The sequence below is a fragment of the Bacillus sp. B1(2022) genome, from assembly GCF_040259625.1.
Taxonomy (GTDB): Bacteria; Bacillota; Bacilli; order Bacillales; family Bacillaceae; genus Bacillus; species Bacillus velezensis.
On sequence record NZ_JANIFO010000004.1, the window covers coordinates 155,654 to 180,009 of the forward strand.

27 protein-coding genes and 1 riboswitch are annotated in these 24,356 nt (G+C 48.1%); of the genes, 13 read left to right on the forward strand and 14 right to left on the reverse strand.

What is annotated here, in order from left to right:
* Positions 1-3 precede the first annotated feature (3 nt).
* The 3 genes from argC to NQS30_RS09315 form a co-directional block, all read right to left on the reverse strand.
* Positions 4-1,041 (reverse strand): N-acetyl-gamma-glutamyl-phosphate reductase, encoded by a 1,038-nt coding sequence (argC, locus tag NQS30_RS09305; RefSeq protein ID WP_015239556.1) that lies wholly within the window; start codon positions 1,039-1,041, stop codon positions 4-6.
* Positions 1,042-1,205: 164 nt separating this feature from the next.
* Complete coding sequence (locus NQS30_RS09310; RefSeq protein ID WP_012117271.1) at positions 1,206-1,748, reverse strand: MFS transporter; 543 nt, start codon at positions 1,746-1,748, stop codon at positions 1,206-1,208.
* Positions 1,745-3,181, reverse strand: a complete 1,437-nt coding sequence (locus NQS30_RS09315) for an FAD-binding oxidoreductase (protein ID WP_015239555.1) — start codon at positions 3,179-3,181, stop codon at positions 1,745-1,747. Before NQS30_RS09315 ends, NQS30_RS09310 begins: the two co-directional genes overlap by 4 nt.
* A gap of 321 nt (positions 3,182-3,502) precedes the next feature.
* On the opposite strand from NQS30_RS09315, the gene fosM reads away from it, so the two are divergent.
* Positions 3,503-3,946, forward strand: coding sequence for a FosM family fosfomycin resistance protein (gene fosM, locus NQS30_RS09320; protein WP_015239554.1), 444 nt, complete (start codon positions 3,503-3,505; stop codon positions 3,944-3,946).
* A 108-nt stretch (positions 3,947-4,054) separates the two neighbouring features.
* On the opposite strand, the gene NQS30_RS09325 is transcribed toward fosM, so the two are convergent.
* Positions 4,055-4,363 carry a metal-sulfur cluster assembly factor gene (locus tag NQS30_RS09325; RefSeq protein ID WP_003155088.1) on the reverse strand — a complete coding sequence of 103 codons (309 nt, stop codon included), beginning with the start codon at positions 4,361-4,363 and terminating at the stop codon, positions 4,055-4,057.
* A gap of 62 nt (positions 4,364-4,425) precedes the next feature.
* Positions 4,426-5,193, reverse strand: coding sequence for a prolyl oligopeptidase family serine peptidase (locus tag NQS30_RS09330; protein WP_015239553.1), 768 nt, complete (start codon positions 5,191-5,193; stop codon positions 4,426-4,428).
* 120 nt (positions 5,194-5,313) lie between these two features.
* On the opposite strand from NQS30_RS09330, the gene NQS30_RS09335 reads away from it, so the two are divergent.
* From NQS30_RS09335 to NQS30_RS09345, 3 genes are all read left to right on the forward strand, one after another.
* Positions 5,314-6,126, forward strand: coding sequence for a Cof-type HAD-IIB family hydrolase (locus NQS30_RS09335; RefSeq protein WP_007409141.1), 813 nt, complete (start codon positions 5,314-5,316; stop codon positions 6,124-6,126).
* An 85-nt stretch (positions 6,127-6,211) separates the two neighbouring features.
* Positions 6,212-6,361, forward strand: coding sequence for a hypothetical protein (locus tag NQS30_RS09340; protein WP_003155094.1), 150 nt, complete (start codon positions 6,212-6,214; stop codon positions 6,359-6,361).
* Entirely contained in the window at positions 6,361-6,558 is a 198-nt protein-coding gene (locus NQS30_RS09345) for a DUF3813 domain-containing protein (RefSeq protein ID WP_003155097.1), read from the forward strand. Before NQS30_RS09340 ends, NQS30_RS09345 begins: the two co-directional genes overlap by 1 nt.
* A gap of 36 nt (positions 6,559-6,594) precedes the next feature.
* Here the strand turns inward: NQS30_RS09345 and NQS30_RS09350 are convergent, their stop codons facing one another.
* Both NQS30_RS09350 and NQS30_RS09355 read right to left on the reverse strand, forming a co-directional pair.
* Entirely contained in the window at positions 6,595-7,056 is a 462-nt protein-coding gene (locus NQS30_RS09350) for a BsuPI-related putative proteinase inhibitor (protein WP_007409142.1), read from the reverse strand.
* A 14-nt stretch (positions 7,057-7,070) separates the two neighbouring features.
* Positions 7,071-7,913, reverse strand: a complete 843-nt coding sequence (locus tag NQS30_RS09355; RefSeq protein ID WP_007409143.1) for a YitT family protein — start codon at positions 7,911-7,913, stop codon at positions 7,071-7,073.
* A 125-nt stretch (positions 7,914-8,038) separates the two neighbouring features.
* Between NQS30_RS09355 and NQS30_RS09360 the strand changes: the two genes are divergently transcribed.
* Together NQS30_RS09360 and NQS30_RS09365 are read left to right on the forward strand one after the other, a co-directional pair.
* Entirely contained in the window at positions 8,039-8,890 is an 852-nt protein-coding gene (locus NQS30_RS09360; protein WP_052827249.1) for a DegV family protein, read from the forward strand.
* A 48-nt stretch (positions 8,891-8,938) separates the two neighbouring features.
* Positions 8,939-9,061: a DUF3941 domain-containing protein gene (locus NQS30_RS09365; RefSeq protein ID WP_136803431.1), complete on the forward strand. Its 123-nt coding sequence runs from the start codon at positions 8,939-8,941 to the stop codon at positions 9,059-9,061.
* A gap of 48 nt (positions 9,062-9,109) precedes the next feature.
* Here NQS30_RS09365 and cypC read toward each other — a convergent pair whose 3' ends face one another.
* From cypC to NQS30_RS09385, 4 genes are all read right to left on the reverse strand, one after another.
* Complete coding sequence (gene cypC / locus NQS30_RS09370; RefSeq protein WP_218791561.1) at positions 9,110-10,360, reverse strand: CYP152 family fatty-acid peroxygenase CypC; 1,251 nt, start codon at positions 10,358-10,360, stop codon at positions 9,110-9,112.
* A 130-nt stretch (positions 10,361-10,490) separates the two neighbouring features.
* Positions 10,491-12,140 (reverse strand): methyl-accepting chemotaxis protein, encoded by a 1,650-nt coding sequence (locus tag NQS30_RS09375; protein ID WP_122503824.1) that lies wholly within the window; start codon positions 12,138-12,140, stop codon positions 10,491-10,493.
* Positions 12,137-13,114: a BMP family lipoprotein gene (locus tag NQS30_RS09380; protein WP_218791560.1), complete on the reverse strand. Its 978-nt coding sequence runs from the start codon at positions 13,112-13,114 to the stop codon at positions 12,137-12,139. The genes NQS30_RS09375 and NQS30_RS09380 overlap by 4 nt, the downstream gene beginning before the upstream one ends.
* Positions 13,115-13,284: 170 nt before the next feature.
* Positions 13,285-14,181, reverse strand: a complete 897-nt coding sequence (locus NQS30_RS09385; RefSeq protein ID WP_172615145.1) for a CvfB family protein — start codon at positions 14,179-14,181, stop codon at positions 13,285-13,287.
* 99 nt (positions 14,182-14,280) lie between these two features.
* Between NQS30_RS09385 and NQS30_RS09390 the strand changes: the two genes are divergently transcribed.
* The 4 genes from NQS30_RS09390 (at position 14,281) to NQS30_RS09405 (ending at position 18,272) form a co-directional block, all read left to right on the forward strand.
* Entirely contained in the window at positions 14,281-14,772 is a 492-nt protein-coding gene (locus tag NQS30_RS09390; protein WP_012117263.1) for a YajQ family cyclic di-GMP-binding protein, read from the forward strand.
* Positions 14,773-14,872: 100 nt separating this feature from the next.
* Positions 14,873-14,994, forward strand: a riboswitch (SAM riboswitch).
* Positions 14,995-15,083: 89 nt separating this feature from the next.
* Complete coding sequence (locus NQS30_RS09395; RefSeq protein WP_218791559.1) at positions 15,084-16,925, forward strand: bifunctional homocysteine S-methyltransferase/methylenetetrahydrofolate reductase; 1,842 nt, start codon at positions 15,084-15,086, stop codon at positions 16,923-16,925.
* A gap of 82 nt (positions 16,926-17,007) precedes the next feature.
* Entirely contained in the window at positions 17,008-17,448 is a 441-nt protein-coding gene (locus NQS30_RS09400) for a GNAT family N-acetyltransferase (RefSeq protein ID WP_007409151.1), read from the forward strand.
* Positions 17,449-17,645: 197 nt separating this feature from the next.
* A complete protein-coding gene (locus NQS30_RS09405; protein WP_094031635.1) occupies positions 17,646-18,272 on the forward strand; it encodes a pentapeptide repeat-containing protein in 627 nt (208 codons plus the stop codon).
* A gap of 7 nt (positions 18,273-18,279) precedes the next feature.
* Here NQS30_RS09405 and pdxR read toward each other — a convergent pair whose 3' ends face one another.
* On the reverse strand, positions 18,280-19,722 hold the full coding sequence (gene pdxR, locus NQS30_RS09410) for a MocR-like pyridoxine biosynthesis transcription factor PdxR (RefSeq protein WP_218791558.1): 1,443 nt from the start codon (positions 19,720-19,722) through the stop codon (positions 18,280-18,282).
* 125 nt (positions 19,723-19,847) lie between these two features.
* Between pdxR and NQS30_RS09415 the strand changes: the two genes are divergently transcribed.
* Both NQS30_RS09415 and NQS30_RS09420 read left to right on the forward strand, forming a co-directional pair.
* Positions 19,848-20,456 carry a LysE/ArgO family amino acid transporter gene (locus tag NQS30_RS09415; protein ID WP_025284538.1) on the forward strand — a complete coding sequence of 203 codons (609 nt, stop codon included), beginning with the start codon at positions 19,848-19,850 and terminating at the stop codon, positions 20,454-20,456.
* 53 nt (positions 20,457-20,509) lie between these two features.
* Positions 20,510-21,004: a DinB family protein gene (locus NQS30_RS09420; RefSeq protein ID WP_015239546.1), complete on the forward strand. Its 495-nt coding sequence runs from the start codon at positions 20,510-20,512 to the stop codon at positions 21,002-21,004.
* A gap of 143 nt (positions 21,005-21,147) precedes the next feature.
* Here NQS30_RS09420 and NQS30_RS09425 read toward each other — a convergent pair whose 3' ends face one another.
* A complete protein-coding gene (locus NQS30_RS09425; protein ID WP_072588969.1) occupies positions 21,148-22,011 on the reverse strand; it encodes an AraC family transcriptional regulator in 864 nt (287 codons plus the stop codon).
* A 122-nt stretch (positions 22,012-22,133) separates the two neighbouring features.
* Here NQS30_RS09425 and NQS30_RS09430 point away from each other — a divergent pair, with 122 nt between their 5' ends.
* Entirely contained in the window at positions 22,134-23,501 is a 1,368-nt protein-coding gene (locus NQS30_RS09430) for an MATE family efflux transporter (RefSeq protein ID WP_003155121.1), read from the forward strand.
* A gap of 35 nt (positions 23,502-23,536) precedes the next feature.
* On the opposite strand, the gene NQS30_RS09435 is transcribed toward NQS30_RS09430, so the two are convergent.
* Positions 23,537-24,277: a squalene/phytoene synthase family protein gene (locus NQS30_RS09435; protein WP_015239544.1), complete on the reverse strand. Its 741-nt coding sequence runs from the start codon at positions 24,275-24,277 to the stop codon at positions 23,537-23,539.
* Positions 24,278-24,356 lie beyond the last annotated feature (79 nt).

Genomic DNA, 24,356 nt, shown 5'->3' on the forward strand with positions numbered 1-24,356 from the left:
GTTCTATGGATAGACTGGCGTCATCGTAAGTCCCGTTTCTTCCTGCCAGCCATTCATGATATTTAAATTTTGAACCGCCTGCCCTGCGGCGCCTTTCATCAGATTATCTATGACAGAAACGATGGTGGCACGGTTTGTTCTTTCATCCACAGTGACACTGATATCACAAAAATTGCTGCCGTATACCTCTTTCGTCGCCGGAAATTCACCTTCCGGCCTGATTCTGACAAAATATGAATCTTTGTAGAATTCGGAATACAATTCTCTTACCTGTGCAGCAGACATACCCGGAGGAGCCTCCGTATACATCGTCGCCATAATGCCCCTTGTCATCGGCGCCAAATGAGCGGAAAACGTGATCGGGCCTGTGCGGGGCTGCCAAGCCGCTAATTGCTGTTCAATTTCCGGAGTATGCTGATGCTCATTAACCTTATAAATTTTGAAATTATCATTCAGCTCAGAATAATGAGTGCCCATGGATGCTTTTCGGCCGGCGCCGGATACGCCCGTTTTCGCATCAACAATCAGAAATGAATCTTGTAAAAGCTTATTCTTCGCCAGCGGGGCGAGCCCGAGCAGCACAGCCGTCGGAAAACAACCCGGATTGGCAATCAGCTTTGCAGTCTGAATCTCTTCTTTTTGCAGTTCAGCTAAACCGTAAACCGCGCTTTGAATCGTTCCTTTCGGAGCGGCCTTCCGCTTATACCACTTTTCATACAAGGCCGGGTTTTGAATCCGCAGATCGCCGGATAGATCAATGACCGGGATACCCGCCTCCGCCAGCTTGGGCGACCACTCTCCGGAAACGCCGGGCGGCGCGGCTATAAACATGACATCAATTTCGTTTCGGATCGTTTCTATATGAAGCGGCCGAAGTGATTGTGACGCTATATTCCTCAAATGCGGATATGAAGCGGCATATTCTTTTCCTTCGTCGCTCGATGAATATAATATACAATCTTCTGCATAAGGGTGATGGTTAAGAATCCTGACAAGTTCGGCGCCTCCATAACCAGTCGCGCCTATAATACCTATTTTCAACGGGTTCACCTTCTTGGTTTTTGTGAAATTATTTAACATTATAACATGAATAAAAATTAATTCAATTGTATATTTAATATTTTTTCATTCATTTTCCATCTGTTTTCGCTGACAAAAACCCCCCTCTCGATCGAGGGGGGCATTAGAAAAACAGGCTGATCGGATCAGCCTGTTTTTTTCAGCATCATCAGCCCGCTTATAAAAAACAGCACGGAGCTGGCGTAAAAAATAATATAAACCGTAAAGAAATCAGCGAGAAACCCGCCGAGAATAATGGCGGCAGCTGAAAATACGGCCGTCCAGAAATGATAGCTGCCGACTTTTTTTCCCCGCTCCCCGCCGTCGGTGTAATCGGCGATCATGATTTTCTCGCCGTGTTTTTGCATCGCGCCGAACAGGCCCAAAAGCACCTGCACAACATAAACCTGGTGCACGCCGGTAATGTGCGGGAGCGTCAGAAGAAGCACCGCCATCCCCCACGAATTTGCCATAAGGAACCAGCGGGAATCCAGTCTTGCCGACAGCCGGCCGAGCAGCGGATGAATCAATGCGCCGCTCAGGCCGAACAAGCCGTATGAGAGACCGAATTGCGTGTAGCTGGAACCGATGTTTTTAATAAATAAAATATAAAACGGAAAGATCAGGCTGCCGGCAAAAAAGACACTGCTCTGAGACAGGATCAGCCATTTTAAATGGTTGTGTTTCATGATTTGTACCTCTGATAAAAATAATTCATAAACAAGTCATCCGGATCATATTTGTGTTTTTTCTGAAAGAACATATCGCTTTTCGGATATGCCTCGCGCATCTGCTCTTTCGTTTGATACAGCATATACGGGAGATAATAACTGCCGCGGTGGCGCAATGCCGTATCCGTCATTTTTCTGACAATCCGCGCGGCACTCGCCTGGCTGTCTGTTGAAAACCCTTCATTGATTAAAAGAACGAGTGAAAACATGTCTTCCTTTGCGTATGACAGATCGGCTTTTTCATTTTTTTGCACGTAGCGGATCGTAATATTTACGAGATTGAGATCTTCATGTGAAAGCGTCTTGCGTAAATCATGAATGTACGGCGCAAATTCGCCGACGGGCACGAAGTATTCTTGCAGCACGTCGGTGTTGTCCGTGTTTTCATATTCCAAAAATTTCGATTCTGACCGCATGACATTGTTCCTGGAGACTTTCACGCCGTTTTGGCTGAGAAAATAAGACTGCTGGGTTGACCAGAACCAATTTCTGCCCCAGTCATACCGGCGGGAGAGGCCGAGCGCGAATTTCGTCAGCGCCGGATGCTCATCTTCTTTCAGTTCATTGTGCCGCTTTAATTCTTTCTGGTTGTCTGAGAGTGTGTAATCAGTCACATACATATCGTGCAAAAAGCCTTTATCCCCTGTTGCGATCCGCGCGAGATGCATGCGCACGGCGGGGTTGCGCTGAACATGCTGCGTAAAATATTGACTGTATGTATCAGCGTTCATGCGTTTCGTTTTCATTTCATAAAGCTCATCATCCGTCAGCTCAATATCCGCGTCCAGGATGACGCCGAACAGGCCGTAGCCGCCGATGACGGCTGAAAACAGGTCATCTTTCGGAGTAACGGTGATGACTTTGCCGTCCGCCTTTAAAAGATGAAACGATTTGACCGTATCAATCAGCGAACCATACCGGATATCCCGGCCGTGGGCGTTGGCGCTCAGTGAGCCGCCGATCGTAAAAATGTTTTGCGATTGCATGACTTTTACCGCGAGCCCGTACGGATTGACATAGCGCTGAATATCATTCCACGTCGCTCCCGCCTGCACTCTGATGATTTTTTTCTTTCGGTCGAGACCGAGTATTTTGTTGTAGCCCGTCATGTCGAGAACGATACCGTCTTCATAATACGTCTGGCCGCCCATTGAGTGCTGGGCGCCTGCGATTGAGATCTTCAGATGCTTTCTCTTTGCTTCCTTAATCGTTTCGACCAATGTTTCTTTCTCTTTTCCTTTGACCGTCTGCTTAATTTTCACGGGCATGAGACGGCTGACATCCGTCATTGTCCCTGCCTGCTGCACCGGCTCTTTGTGAAAAGCGGAAACAGCGAACAGCGCCGTATAAACAAGAATGCTAAGGATAATGAGAAGTAATTTTTTCTTCATGGATTCCTCCCTCGCATGCAGCCGGTCTATTATATCATGCCTCACGTCCGTTTTTTTCCTTTTTAACCCGAGACCGCAAAAAACCCCGAATGGTGGGAAACTCAGGTTTTTTTAGTGACTTACCCTTCTTTCCGCACGCCGGTCTGCAGCGGCAAAGCAGACAGAACGGCGCCCGACAGAATCATGTTTAGTACAGCTCGAAACGGTCAGCCGGAAAACACCGGGCATAAAAATCCACAGAAATCCTTAAAATGATTTTTTAGTCAGTATATAATCGATATATATGCAGATGTATTACCAGAGGGATTGTTTCAAACAAACATGTTAAATGAGGTGGGGAAAATAAACATAAAAGGAATCAATCATCTTCTTTTTTCTGTTTCAAATTTGGAAAAATCTATAGAATTTTATGAAAAAGTATTTCATGCACAGCTCCTGGTTAAAGGACAAAAGACAGCATATTTTGATCTGAACGGGCTTTGGCTTGCACTTAACTTAGAGGCGGATATACCAAGAAATGAAATACATAAATCTTATACGCATATGGCCTTTACAATTGACCCAAAAGATTTTGATGCAATACATCATAGGTTAAAAAATCTAAATGTAAATATATTAAATGGGCGTCCAAGAGATAAACAAGATCAAAAGTCAATTTATTTTACTGATCCCGATGGGCATAAATTTGAATTCCACACAGGTACACTCCAAGACAGACTGTCCTATTACAAAAAAGATAAACCTCATATGAAATTTTTTATATAAAGGTTTGTTTGCGATCCAAAACAAACCCTCACTGTCGCTTATATTCAGACAAAAGAAAAGCACCTCCAAACTTTAGGATGTACCTAAAATCCGAGGTGCATTTTCTTATTACTGAATCCCTAATGCGATTTTTGCGTAGCGTGACATTTTGTCTCTTGTCCAAGGCGGATTCCAGACGATGTGGACCTCCGTCTCTTTTACATCCGGAATGTCGGCGAGCGCTTTTTTCACCTCGTCGACGATGATCGGAGCGAGCGGGCACCCCATTGATGTCAGTGTCATCGTAACGTGCGTCAGGCCGTCGTCATCCATATCAACGTCGTATACAAGGCCGAGATTGACGATATCGACGCCGAGCTCAGGGTCAACAACCTGCTCCAAGGCGCCCATGATGTTTTCTTTTAATGCTTCTTCCACGTTCCATCACTCCTTTTTCCTCAGTATAACGTAAAAGCGGCTTTTGTTAACACCTTTGTGCTTTATAAATGCTTATCGAACCAGGCGACGGTTTCTAAAACGGCGTATCTCGGGACTTTATGATCAGCCCGTTCGTCTTTCAGAAACTGAAGATGGTCAGGCCGGCTGCTGTAATGAGGTTTAATCGTTTCATAAAAGCCGCGGGTCGGTGCATACGGAACGACTTTGTCTTGAACGCCGTGCCAGAACAGCAGCGGGCGGCTGCGGAGTTTTTCCGGTTCCAGACTGAGATCGAACGGTTTGAGCCGCGCAAACAGTTCATCGACCTGTTCTTTTGTGACGTCAATGTCGATGTCCTGCTTTTGAATGTGGTCAATCTGCTGCTGAAAAAATGCCGTATAGTTCGGGCTTCCCATCAGACTGACGCCGGCTTTGACCCAATCATACGCGGCCATCGCGCCGAATGTCGTAATTCCGCCCATTGACGTGCCCGCAAGACCGATCCGCCCGTCTTCAATCAGACCGCGCGCTTCAAAATCCTTTTTCAGCACGTCAAGCTCCTCGATTTCATTTAATACAATATCCCAAAAATGGACGGCGAGCTCTTCTGCTGACAGCTGTTCAGTGCGTTCACCGTGGTAAAGAGCTTCCGGCAGCACCGCCCTGAAGCCCTTTTCAGCAAGCAGGTAAGCGAAATGAAGATTATGCTCCTTCGCGCTTGTAAAACCGTGAATAAAGAAAACAAGGGGAGCGGGACGGTCCCGATTTTCTTCTTTTACAATATGTAAAAACGGAATGCCTGATACGGTTTGATGATCAATAAGAATCACGTTGACTCCCTCCTTAGGATAACCATAATCATAAGTGTAACATGTAGACAATAAAGATGGTAAAAAGCTACACTGTACATAAGTGAAAAACAGCAAATTATATGACAAAAGGAGTTATTTATGGAGACAAAACCTTATCTCATCGCCTTAGATCTGGATGGAACTTTATTAAAAGACGATAAAACCATTTCCCCTGAAACGGCACGGACGATTCAGAAGCTGAAAGAAGCGGGCCATCATGTCTGCATCTCAACCGGGCGCCCTTTCCGTTCCAGTTCGATGTATTATGACGAGCTTGGGCTGACAACGCCGATTGTCAATTTTAACGGGGCATTTGTCCACCACCCGAAAGACGAATCATGGGGACGCTACCACACGTCTTTATCGGTCGATGTGGTCAGACAGCTTGCCGAACTTACAGAGACCTATCAAATACATAATGTGCTCGCTGAGGTCATTGACGATGTGTACTTCCATTATCATGATGAGCATTTAATTGAGGCGTTTCATATGAATACGGCGAATGTCACATTCGGCGATCTGCGTGAAACGGTCAAGGAGGATGTAACGTCCGTATTGATTCACGCGAAGGAAGAGGACGTCGCGGATATACGAGCACATTTATCCGATGTGCACGCCGAGGTCATTGACCACAGAAGATGGGCGGCTCCGTGGCATGTGATTGAAATCATTAAACACGGGATGAATAAAGCGGTCGGCCTGAAGAAAATCAGCGACTATTACCAAGTGCCGAGAGAACGGATCATCGCGTTCGGCGACGAAGACAACGATCTTGAAATGCTCCGGTTTGCCGGTTGCGGCGTAGCGATGGGAAACGGCACGGATGAAGTCAAACAGGCCGCCGACCGCGTCACGGGATCAAATGAAGCGGACGGAATCGCCGAATTTTTAAAATCCTATTTCTCCCTGTGAGGTTTTGCCGCTCATAACACAAAGCCTTCCGCCCATACTAAAACAGACGACTCATCTCGTCTAAATATGGAAGGGGGACATTGCAATGGGTAAACGAAACAAATCAAAACGGTTTATTCAGCAAGGCAAGGACTCTGTCAGTCTTCATGACGCAAGATTTCCATATCGGTCTACATTAGAGGAAGCACAGCATGATGCAGCAAAAGATTCGGCTGAAAGGCAGGTTGACTTTTAATGAGAAACGAACTGTTTTCTCAAGCCAAGTCATTTGTCCAGCAGGCCGTCATGATTGCTAACGGTTTCGAGGACGGCGATCAGGAAAAAGCTGTTTCACGCGCCAAAAACGCCGTGTCTTCCGCGTACGCCAATTCGACGGATGCAGAACGTCAGCAGCTGCACCAATTTCAGGATCAGCTGGAGAAATTGCAATAAAAAAAGGCGCCCCGTTAAGACGAGGGCGCCGCTTATTTATTTTACTTCAAATGTTTTTACCGTTTTCAGTCTTTTTCCGATCTGATCGGACTTCCCTAAAAACGTCACCGTCACCGTGTATGTTCCCGGACCGGGAACGTTCTTCCACACATCTGAAAAGTCATACGTTTCATTCGGCATTAAGGTCACGGTCTGAAACGCCTGAGTAAACATTTTGTCTTTTGAATAGCGGTACAGTTCTTTGTGATGTTGGTCATGTACGGTCAATTCGAATTTCTGCCCTGAGCTGAATGTGAAATCGATCGGGCTGCCGCTCTTGTTTTTTAAAGACATTTGAAATTCGATCTGCTGATCCGTCTGCACAGGGTTTACGGCTAATTCCGCTTGCTGTTCATTCATCTCTCCGGATACCTCCTCAGCGGGCTCCTTCTGCCCGGATTGACTGCTGCATCCGATCAATAAAATGACCGGTAATAACAGGCCAAACAGCCACTTCATTCTATCCGCTCCTATCAGTCTTTTCTGAAGAAACCAAAGATCCCCGTCGTTTGCACGATGTTTGTGAAGGCTTTCGGGTCGACTTCTTTCACGATTTTCTCAAGGTCATACAATTCGTACCGCGTGATGACGATGATCATCATTTCTTTCTGTTCGTTTGTGTAAGCGCCTTTTGCCGGCACCGTCGTAATGCCGCGGACCATTTTCCCGTAAATCGCTTCTTTGATTTCATCGGCTTTTTTTGTAACGATCATGGCGGTCAGTTTCATGTGGCGGGTGTGAATGGCGTCAATCACCCTTGTTGTGACATACAGAGCGACAAGGGTATATAATGCTTTCTCCCATCCTTGCAATAATCCTGCCGTCAAAATGATAATCCCGTTCAAAATGAAGAAATATGTGCCGACCGGCTTATCCTTCCATTTGGCCAGCACCATCGACACGATATCAAGACCGCCTGTCGAAGCGCCGAATTTCAGCGTTAAACCGATGCCGATCGCTGAGATGACTCCTCCGAATACGGTATTCAGAAGAATATCGTGCGACAGTCTCATTTCCGGGAGAATTCCCATAAAGACGGACGTCAGCGCTACGCTTAATATGCTGTATACAGTGAATGATCTGCCGACTTTCAGCCACCCTAACACACCGATGGGAATGTTTAAGAGGAACATGAGAACTCCTGTCGAAATATAAAAGGGGGCGTATTGATCAACGACGCTTGACAGCAGCTGGGCGACACCGGTAAAACCGCTGGCATATACATTCGCCGGTATCAGGAATAAATTCAGTCCCGCCGCATACAGAAACGCGCCGATGACGACGATTGCTAATTTTTTTGCTTGTTCTAGTACCATGGCTTGCTCCTCCGCTCATTTTCATTATTAGCTTTTCCCTTAAAATAAAGTTTTGAACACTATTTTGCCACATTTATATGATATAGTTGGCATCACTCTCACCAATCGGAAAGAAGGGAATTATGATGACAGTTCACCTTATTGCTGACAGCGCCTCTGACCTGCCGAAATCTTATATTGAAGAAAACCGGATCGGGTTCATTCCGCTGCACGTAACACTTGACGGAAACGAATATGAGGACACGGTCACCATTCAGGCGGATCATATATTTCAAGCGATGCGGGACGGGAAAGTTCCGAAAACATCCCAGGCATCACCGGATACGATAAAAAAAGTATTTTTACAATACGCGGAACTGGGAGAACCGGCGATATACATCGCCTTTTCCTCAGGTCTTTCCGGCACCTATCAGACGGCGGTGATGATCGCCAATGAAGTAAAAGAGGAATTTCCCGATTTTGATTTACGGATTGTAGATTCCAAATGCGCTTCATTGGGCTGCGGCCTTGCGGTGATGCACGCGCAAACACTCTGTGTTAACGGGAATACAATACAAGAAATCGAAACGTCTGTAAAGAGCTTTTGCGCACGGATGAAACATATATTTACGGTCGATGATGTCGCTTATCTCGCGCGGGGCGGCAGAATTTCAAAAACGTCCGCTTTTGTCGGGGGGCTTTTGAACATTAAACCGATTCTGCATGTGGATGACGGCAGGCTCGTGCCGCTCGAAAAATTACGCGGACAAAAGAAACTGTTTAAACGGATTATAGAAATGATGAAGGAAGAAGGCGGCGATTGGGCGGATCAAACCGTGGGGATCAGCTATGCAGATAACGAGGAGACGGCGCTTCGGATGAAGGAAATGATTGAAGAAGCGTTCCATCCGAAAGAGACCATTCTTCATTCAATCGGCTCTGCGATCGGCGCGCACTCCGGGCCGGGCACGCTCGCGATTTTTTTCCTGAAGCCATAATTTCAATGCGGGCGGGCATCCTAACGGACAGAAGGGAGGCTTTGCCGCATGAAAGATGATGACAAAAAACCGTTGGACAATAACGCCATAAATCAGAAAAAGAACCGGCTTGCCGAAAAAAACCGGCAGGCGGGAAAAAACCAGAATTCCAAAAAACCGGACCATCTGTAAAAGCAAAACAGCCCTCTTGTGTATGAAGAGAGAGGGCTGTTTTTTGTTCTATATGCGTCTAACATCACTTATCACGAATCCGCTTTCAGGCAATGCCGGCATTCTGGACAGGCTGAAGCTCAAATCTTGGGACGGAACATCGTACTCTATTTCATTGGCAAGAAACGCAAGGGAAGTTTTCATGACTTCCACGGTCATTCCCTCACCCGGACAGCGGTGGCCGTTAGCCGGATCACCTCCGCCCTGGGGAATGAAATCAAATTTATTTTCCTCCCGCCCCTGAAAACGTTCCGGGCGAAATTCATTGGGATTTTCCCAAAGCCGGGAATCATGGTTTGTCCCATATAGGTCAAGCATGACGGATGCACCCTTTTTAAACTCACAGTTCTTCCATACGAAATCTTTTTTCACAACGGCTCCTAAAAACGGGGCAAACGGGTAATACCGCCGAACTTCATGTGCAAATCTTTCAGCCTCCTGATCATCTCTCGATCTCAGTTTGCCCCGATATTCAGGGTAATCATGCAATGCAAGAGCTGAAAACGTAATGAAGTAAGAAAGGGCGGCAATCGGGCGCAGAACATTAATAAGCTCAACAGCAGCCATGTGAGAATCAAGTCTGTTCCCGTCAAGTTCTGTATGAAAAGCCATTTCATACAAGGCTGAGCCCTCCGGCGTTTGCAGCTTGCCGGACCGCACATCCTCAATGACCTCCTCTATCCATTTCTCCGTTTTCAGCCTCGCCCTTCTGCCTTTCCAATGACGCGGTCCCACAGCGCCGAATGCGTCTACCATATCGGTGAAATCCTCCGCCCGCTCTTTCACTTCTGAGTCTTTCAGCGGGACGCCGGCCCACTCACAGGCAGCCCGGCACAGCACTTTCTTCGCTTCATCAAAAAGGACAATTCGGTTTGAACCCTCCCACATTTCCGCAGATGCTTTCCACTGTTTTGCCACCGCTTCCGCAAGCCGTTTTTGCCGGGGCGGCGTCAACAGCGACATAAATAGAAGCTTCCTGTGCTTATGCCGTTCACCGTCCATTGACTGGATTGCCCCTGTTCCGAATAACGTTTTCTGCACCCGTTTGGGGAGGGCATGCTCCCGCTGAAATCGTTCTGTGTCATAAAAAAGCTTTGCGGCTTCCGCTCCGCTCATACAAATGAATGTCTTCCCTAATAAACGGGCGCGAAACACATCCGAGCGATAATTCTCCGCTCGGTTTTTCACAAATACATAACCATCGCGTAATAAAGCCAGACTATTATCAAGACCCTTTTCATGCGGAATTTGTTCATCCATCCCGATTCCTCCCTTCTTTTTTCACCTTTCTCGAAAAAGAATAAATAACACAAGTATATTCAGTATTTGTGTTTCATTCAGAAGTTACTCATGTCAGGCTGCAAAAATTAGGGGGCGGGGCAAAAGCCCGTTACAAAGTAAACCGGCGGACCTGATCGTTTAACCGCTCTGTCAGGCTCACCAGATTATTGACGCTTTCCGCCATTTTATGAAAAGAAGACAGCTGCTCAAGCGCGGAGGCAGAAATCTCTTCGCTTCCCGCAGCCGTTTCCTGAACGACAGCGCTGATGCTTTCGGCATGATGCAGCACTTGCTCACCAAGCTGTTTCGATTCGATGATCCGTCCGTCCAATTGAGTAAGCTCCGCTTTAATATGGGCGGCTTTTTGTTCAATATGGACGAATGATTCTGACGTTTTCTCCATCAGCTCCTGCTGTCTGTCCGCTAAAGCGACGCCGGTCGTGACAGCTCCGGTAATAGATGTGATGCCGTCTTCAATTTGCTTTACCATATCGAAAATCTGCGCGGTCGCTTTGGCTGATCCGTCTGCGAGCTTCCGTATCTCCTCGGCAACGACGGCAAATCCTTTTCCGGCCTCGCCTGCTCTGGCCGCCTCGATTGCGGCGTTTAATGACAGCAGATTGGTCTGGCCCGCAATGTCAGAAACGGTCTGCGCCATCATACTGATGCCTGCCGCATGCTCTATGAAGAGATCGGCGGCTTCGGAAATCTCTTTTGATGTCTCATTGCTTTTATCAATGGCTTGCTTGGTCTCGGCTAAAGCACCGCGCCCCGCAGCCACCGCCGCAATCGTCTCTTCGCTGCTTCTCGTCGTTTGTTTTGAACGTTCGGCGTTCGCCTTTGAATGTTCATCCATTTGTTCAATGAATTGCACCGCATGCTGCAGATCTTCTGAAATGGTTTGGGAGCCTTGCGCCATTTCTTCCGTCGACACGGACACCTGCTCGGTCATGTCCTTCAGCGTCTGGTTTTCCTTCGTCAAACCTTCCGCGAAAGTCTCGACTTCACGGCCGACCTCTCCGATCGCCTGAATTAAGGTGCGGAGCTGTTCAGCCATCATTCCGAATGAGTCATTCAGCTCTTTCAGTTCGTCCTTCCCTTTATAATCAAGCATTTCAACAGCAAGGTTCCCTCCTGCAATACGACGGGCATTTTCAGCCATGCGGCGGATCGGCCCTGCAATTCTCTTCGTCAGCCTGATGGAAGATATGACGGTGACGGCAAGTATCACGATGGTCAGCACGGCTGCGCTGTAAACGATAAACTGAATCTGGTCAGCCGTCTGCTTCTGCATGTCTTCATAGTGATCCCGGCTTTTCAGATTCAGCATATAAATATCATTCAGAAGACCGTTGATGCGGGCCGCCGTCCTTGTCGCTTCAGCCGGGCTTTTCGAATCAAGAGCAGCGTCCGCCTCCGCCTGCCATGATTCGTATTTTTTGGCGAGTTTGTCATAAGCGGCTTTGTCTGCACCGTCCGTCATCGTTTTTTTGAGCGCCGCCAGTTTCTCTGAGCTGCTTTTCATATAGCTTCGCACATCTTCTTTCTGGGCGTCTGCGAGCGTATAGGAATAGCCGGTGATGCTTTCTTTTAACGTATTAAGGTCAGCTTTTGCTTCCTGGACGTTTAACAGCGCGTCCACTTCATCTTCATTTGAAGCCTGAATCTTCATCATGTTTACAATGGTAAAGCCGATGACGGCGGCGAAGCAAACCATCGTAACGGCTGCGTTAACGAGCAGCCTTGTCCGTAATGTCACTTCAGATCGCCTCCTTTTTCAATCAGGCTGTTTTTCATATCCGTGATCTTTTTCGCCAGCCCGCCTGCGTTTTTGACAACTCTGATCTTAGCTAAGTCCATGCCGTTTTCCTTCAGTCCGTAAACGATCTCACCGCTTTTAATCTCCTTGTTGTCTTTTAAATCTTTCGCCAATTCATAGATGACATGGTCGACGTTTTTCACTAAAGAAGAGATAACCGCGTGCTCGGCGGTGTAATATTGATCGCTGTCAACACCGATGGCGTATACTTTTTGCGCCTCCGCTTCTTTCAGTGCGCCGACACCCGTGAAGCCGGCCGCCGTAAACAGGACATCGGCTTTTTTTCGGATCATGTTTTGGGCGATGCCCTTCCCGAGCTTATCATCATCAAACGTACCGCTGATGTCCGACAGTACGCGGATATTCGGTTTGACTGATTCCGCGCCTTTCAGATAGCCTTTTTTAAACCGTTTAATGACGTCGGCATCTGAACCGCCGATAAATCCGATTGTGCCGGTTTTGCTCGTCATGGCCGCCAGCGCTCCGGCTAAGAAGCTTCCTTCATCCTCTTTAAACGTGACGGAGGTGACATTACCCAGGTCTGATACGGAATCAATCAGCACAAACCGCTGCTTCGGATATTTTTTGGCGACCTTTTCTAAATCCGCCTGCATGCTGTAACCGAGCCCCACCACAAGATCATTGCCTTCACGGACAAGCTGGGTCAGTCCTTTTTCGTATGTACCGGTGTCTTTTATCTCCCGGTAATCAAATGTGATGCCGAGCTCGTCTCTCGCTTTCATCAAACCTTGAAAGCCTGAATCATTAAATGATTGGTCGCCGAGGCCGTTGTCTGTCAGCATGATGCCGATTGTTTTCGTTTTTTCGGCCGCCGTTTCCTCAGATTTGCCGGCACATCCCGCCGTGCTGAGCGCAATCAGCAGTACAGCCGCAAATATCGCCATTTTTCTCATTGAAACTCTCCTTTTGTTTTTTTCTATAGTTATATATCGGTTCGGATGTCAGAATATTTTATTTCAATAAAATATGTATGTTCGGCAGGATGTTAAACAAATGAGGGTATAGGAGCTTTTGAGAAAATAAAAAACATCGGTTTTGGTTCACCGATGTTTTTGCAGAAAATTTATTGTTTTTCGTATGTCCAGCCGTCTTCCTGATAGACCTTGCCGTTTTTCATCAGATGCCCGAGCGCCCGCTTAAAGGCGGCTTTGCTTAAATGAAACCGTTCGCGGATATCGTCAGGATGGCTTTTGTCTCCGTAAGGCATCGCGCCGTTTCTTGATCTCAGATAGGTCAGAATCTCTTCCGCGTCAACCGAAAGCGCATCCTGCTTTCTCGGCAGCAGTGACATGTTGACGGAGCCGTCTTCCTTCACCTCGATGACACGCCCTGTCACGCGGCTGCCGAGTCTCGGCTCTTCTTTTCTTTCTGAAGGGTGAATAAACGCGCGGATGCCTTCATCGGTAATCAGAAAAGAGCCTGATGCAATCAGTCTGTACACCGTGCCCGTCAGGTCTTTATTCATGACGTCTTCCCCTGCATCCGTAAATAATTCACTGATGATATCTTCAGGCGCCGGCTTGGCAAACATGCGCCCGCGGCTTGTCACCTTCAGCATGCAATACAGTCTGTCTCCTTTTTGCGGCCAGACGGATTTGTACGGAGGCAGGTGCTCCGTTGCGACGAGCGCGTCTTTTGACAGACCGACGTCGACGAATACGCCCATATCTTCCACAGCGTCCGTCACTTCCACCCATCCGTAGTCATAAAAGCTGATGAGCGGCTTTTTCATCGTCGCCGCGAGTCTTTCCTGATGATCGACGTAAATAAATACGTCCACTTCATCTCTGTCTTCGATATCCTCTGTGATTTCACTGTTATGTAAAAGAACCGTATCCTCGCCGTCGGTTAAAAAATAACCGAAATCGGTTTGGTGATCTATACTAAGCGTGAGCTGCTGCCCTGGTCTCATGTTATCGTCCTTCCTGATTCGCCCGTATGAGGCTGATGTTTTTCTCATTTTTTCCAATATGCATAAATTCATGCTTTATGCTGTTGGACATTTCTCTTTATTCTACTATAATCAACTCATAAGTGAAATGTTATAGGAGGTTTTCTCATGGCAAAAGAAAGTTCTTTTGATATTGTATCCAAAGTTGAATTTCCAGAAGTGCAGAATGCGATTCAGATGACGCTGAAAGAAATCGGCACGCGCTATGACTTTAAAGGATCGAAAAGCGATGTAACTTTAGAAAAGGAAGAGCTTGTCCTGATTTCTGATGACGAGTTTAAACTGAATCAGCTCAAAGATGTGCTGAGCGGCAAGCTGATCAAACGGGACGTGCCGACGAAAAACATTGAATACGGCAAAATCGAAAATGCATCGGGGGGCACGGTGCGCCAGCGCGCGAAGCTTGTACAGGGCATTGATAAAGACAACGCCAAAAAAATCAACGCGGTGATTAAAAACTCCGGCTTGAAGGTCAAGTCGCAGATTCAGGACGACCAAGTGCGCGTCACCGGAAAAAATAAAGATGATCTGCAGCAGATTATTGCAGCCGTCCGCGGAGCAGACCTGCCGATTGACGTTCAATTTATTAATTTTAGATAAATTATGTGATTCCTATTGATTATTGTCTCTATTTTCGGTAAATTTGGAGAAAGGGATTTTCACAGTTAAGTTTTGGAAACCCATGACAATTACATGAACGTTCTTATCAAGAGAAGCCGAGGGACTGGCCCGACGACGCTTCAGCAACCGGTGTAGTGGTTTACCCAAACCATGACCAAGGTGCTAAATCCAGCAAGCTAAAAACAGCTTGGAAGATAAGAAGAGAGACAAATGATTACAAAGTCTTCTTCTTAAGAAGACTTTTTTTATTTCTCTTTTTTCCTTGCTGAATGTGACGAAGGAGGCAAACAATGGGACTATTACAAGACTTAAAAGAACGGATTTTAATCGGAGACGGCGCGATGGGCACTCTCCTCTATTCCTACGGCATTGACAGATGTTTTGAGGAACTGAACGTATCAAAGCCCGAAGAAATCAAGCGGATACATAAGGCTTACGTGGAAGCCGGGGCAGACATCATCCAGACAAATACGTACGGCGCGAATTTTATTAAGCTCTCAAGATACGGACTTGAGGATGAAACGAAAAAAATCAATCAGGAGGCGGTCAGAATCGCGCGCGCTTCCTCAGACGGCGCTTATGTATTGGGAACGATGGGCGGCATCCGCACCTTTAACAAAAACGCCTACAGCCTGGAGGAGATTAAACGCAGCTTTCGGGAGCAGCTTTATTTATTGCTGCACGAAGAGCCGGACGGTCTGCTTCTGGAAACATACTATGATTTAGAAGAGGCGCGTGAAGTGCTGAAGATCGCGAGAAAAGAAACGGAACTTCCGATTATGCTGAACGTATCCATGCACGAACAGGGCGTGCTGCAGGACGGAACGCCGCTTCGGGAAGCCCTCAGGTCAATTGCCGATCTCGGCGCTGACATAGCGGGAATCAATTGCCGGCTCGGCCCGTACCACATGATTGAAGCGCTCACCGAAGTGCCGATTTTCCGTGACGCTTATTTATCGGTCTATCCGAACAGCAGCCTTCCGTCTTTAGAAGAAGGCCGGCTTGTTTATGATACGGACGATGCCTATTTCCGGGAGAGCGCCGTACAGTTCCGCACTCAGGGCGCGCGCATTATCGGCGGCTGCTGCGGTACGACGCCAAACCATATCAGAGCCATGGCTGAAGCGGTTCGCGGCCTTTCCCCCGTCACTGAGAAAGAAGTGAAAATCAGACGGGAAGAAGAAGTCATCTCAGTCAGCAACGAACGGACCGAGCCGGGTTTAAACGAAATCGCCGCTCAGAAACGGTCAATTATCGTAGAGCTTGATCCGCCGAAAAAATTGAATTTTGACGAATTTCTGCAAGCGGCGGCTGAATTAAAAGAAACCGGCATAGAAGCGCTGACGCTCGCCGACAATTCATTGGCGACACCGCGGATCAGCAATGCCGCCTGCGGTTCATTGCTGAAAGAGCGCCTTGATATCCGTTCTCTCGTTCACATTACATGCAGAGACCGCAATATAATAGGCCTCCAGTCACATTTAATGGGGCTGGATACGCTCGGGCTCACCGACATTTTAGCCATCACGGGTGATCCTTCAAAAATCGGCGACTTTCCGGGGGCTACCTCCGTCTATGATTTAACGTCCTTTGACTTGATCAGGCTGATTAAACAATTCAACGAGGGCATTTCTTTATCAGGGAAACCGCTCGGCAAGAAAACGAACTTTTCCGTAGCCGGAGCATTTAATCCGAATGTCCGCCACCTTGATAAAGCAGTAAAACGGCTGGAGAAAAAAATCGAGTGCGGAGCTGACTACTTCGTGTCCCAGCCTGTCTACTCGGAGCAGCAGCTCATTGACATTCATCATGAAACAAAGCATCTCAAAACACCGGTGTATATCGGTATCATGCCGTTAACGAGCAGCCGCAACGCAGAGTTCATCCATCATGAAATCCCGGGCATTAAGCTGTCAGACAGCATCCGCGAAAAAATGGCGCTCGCCGGCGAAGACAAGCGAAAGCAGAAAGCTGAAGGCCTCGCCATCGCCAAGTCGCTTCTCGACACGGCGTGCGAACTGTTTAACGGAATTTATTTAATCACCCCGTTTCTCCGTTCTGATTTGACGTCAGAGCTTGCAGCTTATATTAAGCAAAAGGATGAAAAGCGGGCTGATGTATATTTGCATTGACGCGGAAGAGGCCGCCTGATATGACAGGCGGCTTTTTCATGGTACGATACAGAAAAAGAATCAAGCAAAGGAGGATTTTTTCATGGTTGAAGTAAAACCCATCACCGCAGAAGACACGTACGCGATCAGACACAGCGTGCTGCGCCCCCATCAGACGATTGAGGATTGTAAATATGATCAGGACAGCGTCAAAGGAGCCTTTCATCTCGGAGGTTTTTACGACGGGACATTGATCAGCATCGCTTCTTTCTACCCGCAGAACCAGCAGGCGTTACAGGCAGCGCCCGCCTACCAGCTGCGCGGCATGGCGACGCTTGAGGAATACCGGACGCAAAAAGCGGGAAGCACGTTAATCGCCTATGCAGAACGAAAACTGGCAGATATGGGGGCGGCGCTTGTCTGGTGCAACGCCAGATGTCACGTAAAGGGATATTACGAAAAGCTCGGCTGGAAAAGCACGGGCAGCCCCTTTGACATACCCGGCATCGGCCCGCATGTGATCATGTATAAAGAACTCGCCTGAAACAGACAAATGCCCTTGGGGACATGTCTCTAAGGGCATTACCTTGAATGTCACGTCTGCTTTTATATGCGACACTATTGACGCCCTACCTCTTTTTTAATACCCTTTGTACATTATGCAACAGCTAGGATGGCAGGCAGAAAACGATATCTGTCAATTGCCGTTTTCAGCTATTAATTCAGAAAAGGAAGTATGAGATGAATACGATCCAAAAACCGAAAATCCCGAAAGAATTGCCGGTGCTTTCTTTCACAGAAGCGCTTCAGGACGACCTCATAAAAGAAGTCGTCATAGAAAACGCCGTCGTAAACAGCAAACTGGACGGCCTGCGCGCCGAAAAAGTCATTTTCAGAAACACCGTTTTTACGGATGTCTCTTTCAGACATATGGAATGTACGGATGTCCTGTTTGACAAATGTGATGTCTCAAACGCTGATTTCAGCGGAAGCATCATCCATAGAACGGCGTTTCAGCATTCAAAACTTCTCGGCTTGAATCTGGCGGATTCCGCCATGCGTCATGTACGGTTTGAAGACTGCCTCGCAAATTACAGCTCCTTCAGCTATTCCAATATGAAGCATGTCCGGTTTGACACGTGCGCTCTTACAGAAAGTGAGTGGAATGATGCCGTTCTTGAATACACAGATCTTGACGTCTGTGATTTGAACGGCGCAAACTTCATCGGCACGTCTCTTTTTAATATGGATATCAGCACGTGCACATTTGATCATCTGCACGTCTCACTTGAGAAGCTGAAAGGATGCCGCATCTCTCCGTCTCATGCCATTACATTCGCAGAAGCACTCGGAGCCATTGTGACGTGATCTTTTATTAAACGAAACGGCGGGCGATGTCCGCTATCGTTTGAATGCCTTTTTCCAAGTCCGGTAAGGATGCGTATGAATAGGAAAGACGCAGGCTTTGCCGGTCTTCGGGAAGATAGAGAGCTCCCGGATTGATCAGCACGCCGGCCTCCAAGGCACGGGTGAAAAGCGTCTGAACGGCGATTGCTTGATGAAAAGTGACCCAAATATAAAAGCCCCCCTCCGGCACACGCCACTCCGCAATATCTCCCGCGTATCTTTCAAGAGAACGCAATGCCGCATCTCTTCTGATTTTAAGTTCCTTTCTGAGACGCAAAAGGCGCGCTTCATAGCGGCCGCTTGACAGCCATTGACATGCCGCCCATTGAGATAAAGCACTGGAGCCGTAATCCGTCTGCATTTTAATATCGGCGAGCCTGTCTGCAACCGGCTCAGGGGCGACGACCCATCCGATGCGCAGACCCGGGCTTACGGTTTTTGACAGCGTGCCGATATACAGCACATTCCCCTCACCGTCCATGGATTTTAACGGAGGCGGCGGTTCTTTATCGATCCATAAATCACCGTATGCGTCATCTTCAATGACAGGCAACAGGTGATTTCTTGCGAGGACGATGAGTTCCTTCCTCCGCTTGAGTGACATCACCGTTCCCGTCGGATTATGGAATGACGGAATGGTGTACAGCAGCCCTGCTTCGTATTGCCGCCGGTAAGCGGGAAGATGATCCGTTTTGATTCCGCTCCCATCCATCGGCACTCCCTTAAGCCTGACGCCCGCTGATTGAAACACACGCAGGGAATGGAGATACGACGGGTTTTCAGTCAGCATGACGGAGTTTGGTTTTAGCAGCCCGATTGAAATGAGCTGAAGCGCCTGCAGCGCGCCTGAGACGATTACGATGGATGCCGGGGACGCGTGAATCCCCTTTGTTTTCAAATGTTCCGCGACGCTTTGCCGAAGCTGCAGGCTGCCCTTCGGTTCTTCATAGCCGAGCGCAAAAATGTTAGTTCCCGCTTCACGGAACAGTTCGGCCATCTCCTGCTCAGGCAGCAGCTCTTGACTCAGTTCACCCGTCCCCAGCCTGATCAGATCCGGACGCGGCTCGTTTTGATTAATGGCCTGAATCAAGGATGAATTCGGCTGATGACTCCCCGATGTAACGTATGTGCTCCAATCAAGGGGCTTAGCCGCTGCCATGATGCTCCACGTATTGTTGACGACCTTTGTGCCTCCCCCTCTTTTTCCTTCCAGAAGACCTTGGGCGATTAACTCATCAACTGTTGCCGTCACTGTGCTTCGGTTGACCTGAAGCTCCTCGGCGAGCTTTCTTTGTGAGGGAATTTTCGTGCCGATGGTCCATTCGCCATGAAGTATTTTTTCTTTTATATGCTGTTCGATCTGGAGATAAAGCGGTATGTGCGACTCCCGATCCGGACGCCAGCTGTTCATACGTCATCCCTCCTTCTTTATTTATTATACATTTGGCTGGTTCAAGTACCAGCCAAATGGCCGGAGACATCAGCACACAGTGCGGCTACAATGAGATTTAGTTGACGATTGGAGGGTTTTACGAAATGAATGCCATTCTTCACGGAGTGATGCTCGCTTTCGGCCTTATTTTGCCATTGGGCGCGCAAAACGTGTTTATTTTTCAGCAGGGAGCCTGGCAAAAACATGTGTGGCAGGCATTTCCCGCAGTGATTGCCGCCGCGGTATGCGATACGATTCTCATCAGCGCGGCCGTCGCAGGCGTGTCAATGATTATTGCAGAGATTCCCGTTTTTCAGACCGTCATGCTTATAGGCGGCTTTTTGTTTCTCAGTTTTTTAGGCTGGCAGACTTGGAGAAGCAAACCGCAGGCCGAACAGGCGAGAAAAACGGTTTTCACGGCAAAAAAACAGGCGGTCACGGCCGTCATGGTATCCCTTTTGAACCCGCATGCGATTTTGGATACCGTCAGTGTCATCGGCACAAGCTCCGCCGCCTATCCGGGAATTGATAAATGGCTGTTTGCCGGTGCTTGTATCGCGGTTTCCTGGGTATGGTTCGCCGGACTGGCATTCGCGGGACGGCTCGTTCAAACGGCGGATACAGGAGGCCGGCTCCTCGGCATCCTGAATAAATGCTCGGCATTGGTGATGTGGGGTGCTGCTTTTTATTTTGCGGCGCTTTTGTTTCGATAAAAGGAATTCGGCCAGGCCATGTTGAATGTACCGGAAGAAGAGGGGGAATTGGAATGTCAGACATTTTAAAGCTGTATCACTACCACAGATGGGCAAATGAGCAAGTTATTCAGCATCTGAAGACGCTGCCCGCGGTCAGCTTACAGCAGAAACTGAAAAGTGTTTTTCCGACTGTGAACGCCGTGCTTGTGCATATATACCGGGCTGATTACATTTGGCTTCACGTGCTTTACGGAGAAACTTTCGAACAAATCGTCTCGCAGTTTGATCAATTTGAAAAGCTTGACGGAGATTTTGAGGCGATTGAACATAGAATGACTGAACTGGACAAAGAATTCAGCGAATTTTTAAAAGAAATGGAGAACCCGGAAGGTCCGATCTCTATTTCTCATCCGCGCCTGGGGACGCTTCAGACGACATATGCCGATGTGATCCGGCATGTTGTGAATCACGGCACATACCATCGCGGCAATATCACCGCGATGCTTCACCAAATGGGCTATAAAGGCGTGCCGACTGACTACATTTTTTTCTCATACGAATCATAAAAAAGCAAAGGCCTCCCGGGCCTTTGCTTTTTTACTTCGAATCTATCATAATCCGATATAGCCGGAGACGCCCGCTTTTTCGGCCACATCGTAAATTGTCATTTTCATGCTTACCGATCCCTCTTTTGTTCTCTGGTTTTAGGTCAGTCCGTTTTCCGGCTTACGAATTTGCGGTATTCAAGCGGCGAAATGCCTTCAATCTGTTTAAACAGTTTGGAAAAATAGGTTGGGTCCTCCATACCGATGGCGTCCGCTATCACCCCCATTTTGTCATTGGTTGCGGACAAAAGACGTTTCGCCTCCGTCATTCTGACTTTGTTCGTATACTGGCCGGGCGTGACGCCGAGCACCTGCTGCATACAGCGGGTCACGTAGTCTTGGTTGTAATGAAGAGCCGATGAAAGCGCTTTGATGGTTGTTTTCTCCTTGTAGTGCTCCTGCAGGTACCGGGCGGCCTCCCATGCGACTCTTTCCTTTGCGGACGGGATTTGGAACGCTTCCTTCTGAAGATGGAGCAGCAGCTCTTCAAACAGAATCTGCTTTCTGAGCGGCAGGTCGGAATTCTCGGCGCTGTCATCTGTCAGCACACTGAATTGCCCGGCCATAAACTGCGGGCGTCTCACCTTCCCTTTTTGCGGCAGGGACAGGCGGTAGCGGGACGGCTCTTCAAAGCTCCCTTTTTTTCGCCTCAGCTCCGACCAATTGTTCCCGGTTGTTTCCGCCATCTCATAATCCGCTCCCTCAAAATGAAGCCACGAATAGGATGTCGTTTCTTCACTGCCTTTTGTCCCGTAATGTTCAAGCCCGGGAGAAAGCAGAATATATTCTCCGGCTTCAACGGAAAAGGCGTTTTCGTCTTCTGTAATGTAGAGGACGCCTTCTTTCACATACAGCAGATCAAACACCGGGAAGACCCGTCTCACATGGGTTTCGCCTTTTTTGAATACTCCTTCTCCCGCAGCGATAAAGACCGGGAACGGAGGAACTGTGAACTCGAGAAAGGACATATTTTCGGCCCTCCTTTTTAAGTCGGATTTTTGCAAGAAGTTTCGTTTCTCTCCCTTTTTATTATAAGAAAATGGAGGTACACTTTTAAACGTTGATTTTGTCAGGAAAGGGGTTAAAAGAAATGAAACAAGCGATTTTAAAACGGGCTGCGTTCAAACAATCCTCTGATCACAAACTCTCATTATACGCGCTGACTTGGCCGATATTTATTGAGGTTTCATTATATATGTTTATGGGAAACGCCGACACTCTTATGCTTAGCCAATACTCTGACAACAGTGTGGCGGCCGTGGGTGTCAGCAATCAGATTTTAAATTTAATTATCGTGATGTTCAGCTTTATCGCAACGGGTACGACAATTGTGATTTCACAGTTTTTAGGATCTAAACAGAAAAAAGAGGCGCAGGAAGTGGCTTATGTATCAATAGGAGCGAACTTTGTCATCAGTCTCGCCATCAGCGCCGCCATATTTTTTGCGGCCGTTCCGCTGCTTCATGTGATGGGTCTTTCCAATGAATTGATGCCGGATGCCAAAGTCTTTTTGCAGGTGGTCGGCGGGCTGTCCTTCATTCAGGCTTTGATTATGACGTTCAGCGCCATTTTAAAAAGCTACGGTCATACGAAGGATACGATGTTCGTTACGATCGGGATGAATATTTTAAATATTGCCGGAAACTTTCTTGTCATTTTCGGGCCGCTCGGCCTTCCGGTGTTAGGCGTCGCCGGTGTTGCGATGTCAACGTCCTTCGCGCGGATCATCGGGCTGATCGCGATGATTGTGATCGTCAAAAAACGCATCGGACTCGGTCTGACATGGCAAAAGATTTTTCACGTCCATAAAGAGCACTTGCGGAAACTCCTGAAAATCGGGATTCCGTCTGCCGGCGAACAGCTGTCTTACAACATTTCGCAAATGGTTGTCACTTATTTTATCGCCATTATGGGCGCTCAGGCGCTTACAACAAAGGTTTATACACAAAACATCACCATGTTTATCCTGCTGTTCGGAACGGCGATCAGCCAGGGCACACAGATTTTGATCGGCAGATATATCGGCGCCAAACGGTTTGACGACGCTTATGACCGCTGCATGAAAAGTCTGTACTGGGCGCTTGGCATTGCCGCTTTGACATCCGTGATCATGACTTTGTTTTCAAAGCAGCTGATCGGAATTTTCACAAGCAGCCCTGACATTATTGCGACGGCGAGCATGCTGATCGCCATGACGATCATTCTTGAGCCCGGCCGTTCATTCAATGTCATTATCATCAACTCGCTGCGGGCTGCCGGAGATGCAAAATTCCCCGTCTACATGGCGATGATTTCCATGTGGGGTATCGGACTGCCTCTCGCTTATCTGTTCGGCATCCATTTCGGATTAGGGCTTATGGGCATCTGGATTTCATTTATCGCGGATGAATGGGTCAGAGGCATCCTTATGTACAGAAGATGGCGGTCGCGGATTTGGATTCAAAAAGGGATTGCATAAACGCCCGAAGCTTCGTTATGAAGCCGGGCGTTTTTTTATGCTTGTGAAAGCTGTTGTCTCATGTCACCTAGCTCTGACCGGTAATGTGCCAGCAAACCGGTAACGGCGGGCCTTGAGTATAACGGAAACAGCTCCAGCTCTTCAGACGCCTCCTCGAAATACGCCTCGGCCTCGAATGCGATGTACTCCCATACATTCATAAAAGCTTTGTTGACGGTATGGCTCTCCAGCTCTTCTTCCGTATAGCCGAATTGCTTCATCACCTGGCGCGGGAGACGCTTTTTCGCCCGCTCGTCCGTATGGACCTCCAGAAGCACCCGGGTCAGCTGAATGGCAGCTCCTAATGAAACGGCTGCATGGCGGAGTTTCTCTTGGTTCCGGCGCGCACAAACCGGCAGCAGCAGCAGGCCGAGGGCTCCGCCTGTTTGGCCCGCATACATCAGCAGGTCATCAAACTCTTGATACGTTACTTTTTCTCTGTCAGAGATTTGGCCGGCGATAAACTCACGTAACGGCTCTTCTTCAAGCGCAAATTGCTGCCGCACATCGGTGAGCGCCTCCCACAAAAAGCCGTCGGCGCGGGACCCGTTCAGAAAGTCTTGTGCCGCCTGTTCAAATCCTCCAAGTTCCTGCACATCAAGCCGGTCAGCTTCGTGAAACAAAGCAAGCACCGCCCATGCGGCCCGCCTGTTTTTTGGCGGCAGGGATGAGAAAGTCCGTTTATATAAAGGAAAGTGCGCCTCGGCAAGCTGGGCGCATGTTTCGTATTCGGTCATGGTATCACTCCTCTGTTTTTTAGTGTACCATATGTTTCACAATAAAAAGACCGATATCCTTCAGCGGAAACCGGTCGCG

What these genes read in the sequence shown, in the direction of transcription:
- NQS30_RS09385 (WP_172615145.1), bottom strand. Translation starts at nt 14,181, where the DNA reads ATGAGAAAAACATCAGCCTCATACGGGCGAATCAGGAAGGACGATAAC.
- NQS30_RS09340 (WP_003155094.1), top strand. Translation starts at nt 6,212, where the DNA reads ATGGGTAAACGAAACAAATCAAAACGGTTTATTCAGCAAGGCAAGGAC.
- pdxR (WP_218791558.1), bottom strand. Translation starts at nt 19,722, where the DNA reads ATGAACAGCTGGCGTCCGGATCGGGAGTCGCACATACCGCTTTATCTC.
- NQS30_RS09360 (WP_052827249.1), top strand. Translation starts at nt 8,039, where the DNA reads ATGACAGTTCACCTTATTGCTGACAGCGCCTCTGACCTGCCGAAATCT.
- NQS30_RS09355 (WP_007409143.1), bottom strand. Translation starts at nt 7,913, where the DNA reads ATGGTACTAGAACAAGCAAAAAAATTAGCAATCGTCGTCATCGGCGCG.
- NQS30_RS09345 (WP_003155097.1), top strand. Translation starts at nt 6,361, where the DNA reads ATGAGAAACGAACTGTTTTCTCAAGCCAAGTCATTTGTCCAGCAGGCC.
- NQS30_RS09390 (WP_012117263.1), top strand. Translation starts at nt 14,281, where the DNA reads ATGGCAAAAGAAAGTTCTTTTGATATTGTATCCAAAGTTGAATTTCCA.
- NQS30_RS09395 (WP_218791559.1), top strand. Translation starts at nt 15,084, where the DNA reads ATGGGACTATTACAAGACTTAAAAGAACGGATTTTAATCGGAGACGGC.
- NQS30_RS09435 (WP_015239544.1), bottom strand. Translation starts at nt 24,277, where the DNA reads ATGACCGAATACGAAACATGCGCCCAGCTTGCCGAGGCGCACTTTCCT.
- cypC (WP_218791561.1), bottom strand. Translation starts at nt 10,360, where the DNA reads ATGGATGAACAAATTCCGCATGAAAAGGGTCTTGATAATAGTCTGGCT.
- NQS30_RS09315 (WP_015239555.1), bottom strand. Translation starts at nt 3,181, where the DNA reads ATGAAGAAAAAATTACTTCTCATTATCCTTAGCATTCTTGTTTATACG.
- NQS30_RS09420 (WP_015239546.1), top strand. Translation starts at nt 20,510, where the DNA reads ATGTCAGACATTTTAAAGCTGTATCACTACCACAGATGGGCAAATGAG.
- NQS30_RS09405 (WP_094031635.1), top strand. Translation starts at nt 17,646, where the DNA reads ATGAATACGATCCAAAAACCGAAAATCCCGAAAGAATTGCCGGTGCTT.
- NQS30_RS09310 (WP_012117271.1), bottom strand. Translation starts at nt 1,748, where the DNA reads ATGAAACACAACCATTTAAAATGGCTGATCCTGTCTCAGAGCAGTGTC.
- NQS30_RS09365 (WP_136803431.1), top strand. Translation starts at nt 8,939, where the DNA reads ATGAAAGATGATGACAAAAAACCGTTGGACAATAACGCCATAAATCAG.
- NQS30_RS09415 (WP_025284538.1), top strand. Translation starts at nt 19,848, where the DNA reads ATGAATGCCATTCTTCACGGAGTGATGCTCGCTTTCGGCCTTATTTTG.
- NQS30_RS09350 (WP_007409142.1), bottom strand. Translation starts at nt 7,056, where the DNA reads ATGAAGTGGCTGTTTGGCCTGTTATTACCGGTCATTTTATTGATCGGA.
- NQS30_RS09380 (WP_218791560.1), bottom strand. Translation starts at nt 13,114, where the DNA reads ATGAGAAAAATGGCGATATTTGCGGCTGTACTGCTGATTGCGCTCAGC.
- NQS30_RS09335 (WP_007409141.1), top strand. Translation starts at nt 5,314, where the DNA reads ATGGAGACAAAACCTTATCTCATCGCCTTAGATCTGGATGGAACTTTA.
- fosM (WP_015239554.1), top strand. Translation starts at nt 3,503, where the DNA reads ATGTTAAATGAGGTGGGGAAAATAAACATAAAAGGAATCAATCATCTT.
- NQS30_RS09425 (WP_072588969.1), bottom strand. Translation starts at nt 22,011, where the DNA reads ATGTCCTTTCTCGAGTTCACAGTTCCTCCGTTCCCGGTCTTTATCGCT.
- NQS30_RS09430 (WP_003155121.1), top strand. Translation starts at nt 22,134, where the DNA reads ATGAAACAAGCGATTTTAAAACGGGCTGCGTTCAAACAATCCTCTGAT.
- NQS30_RS09400 (WP_007409151.1), top strand. Translation starts at nt 17,008, where the DNA reads ATGGTTGAAGTAAAACCCATCACCGCAGAAGACACGTACGCGATCAGA.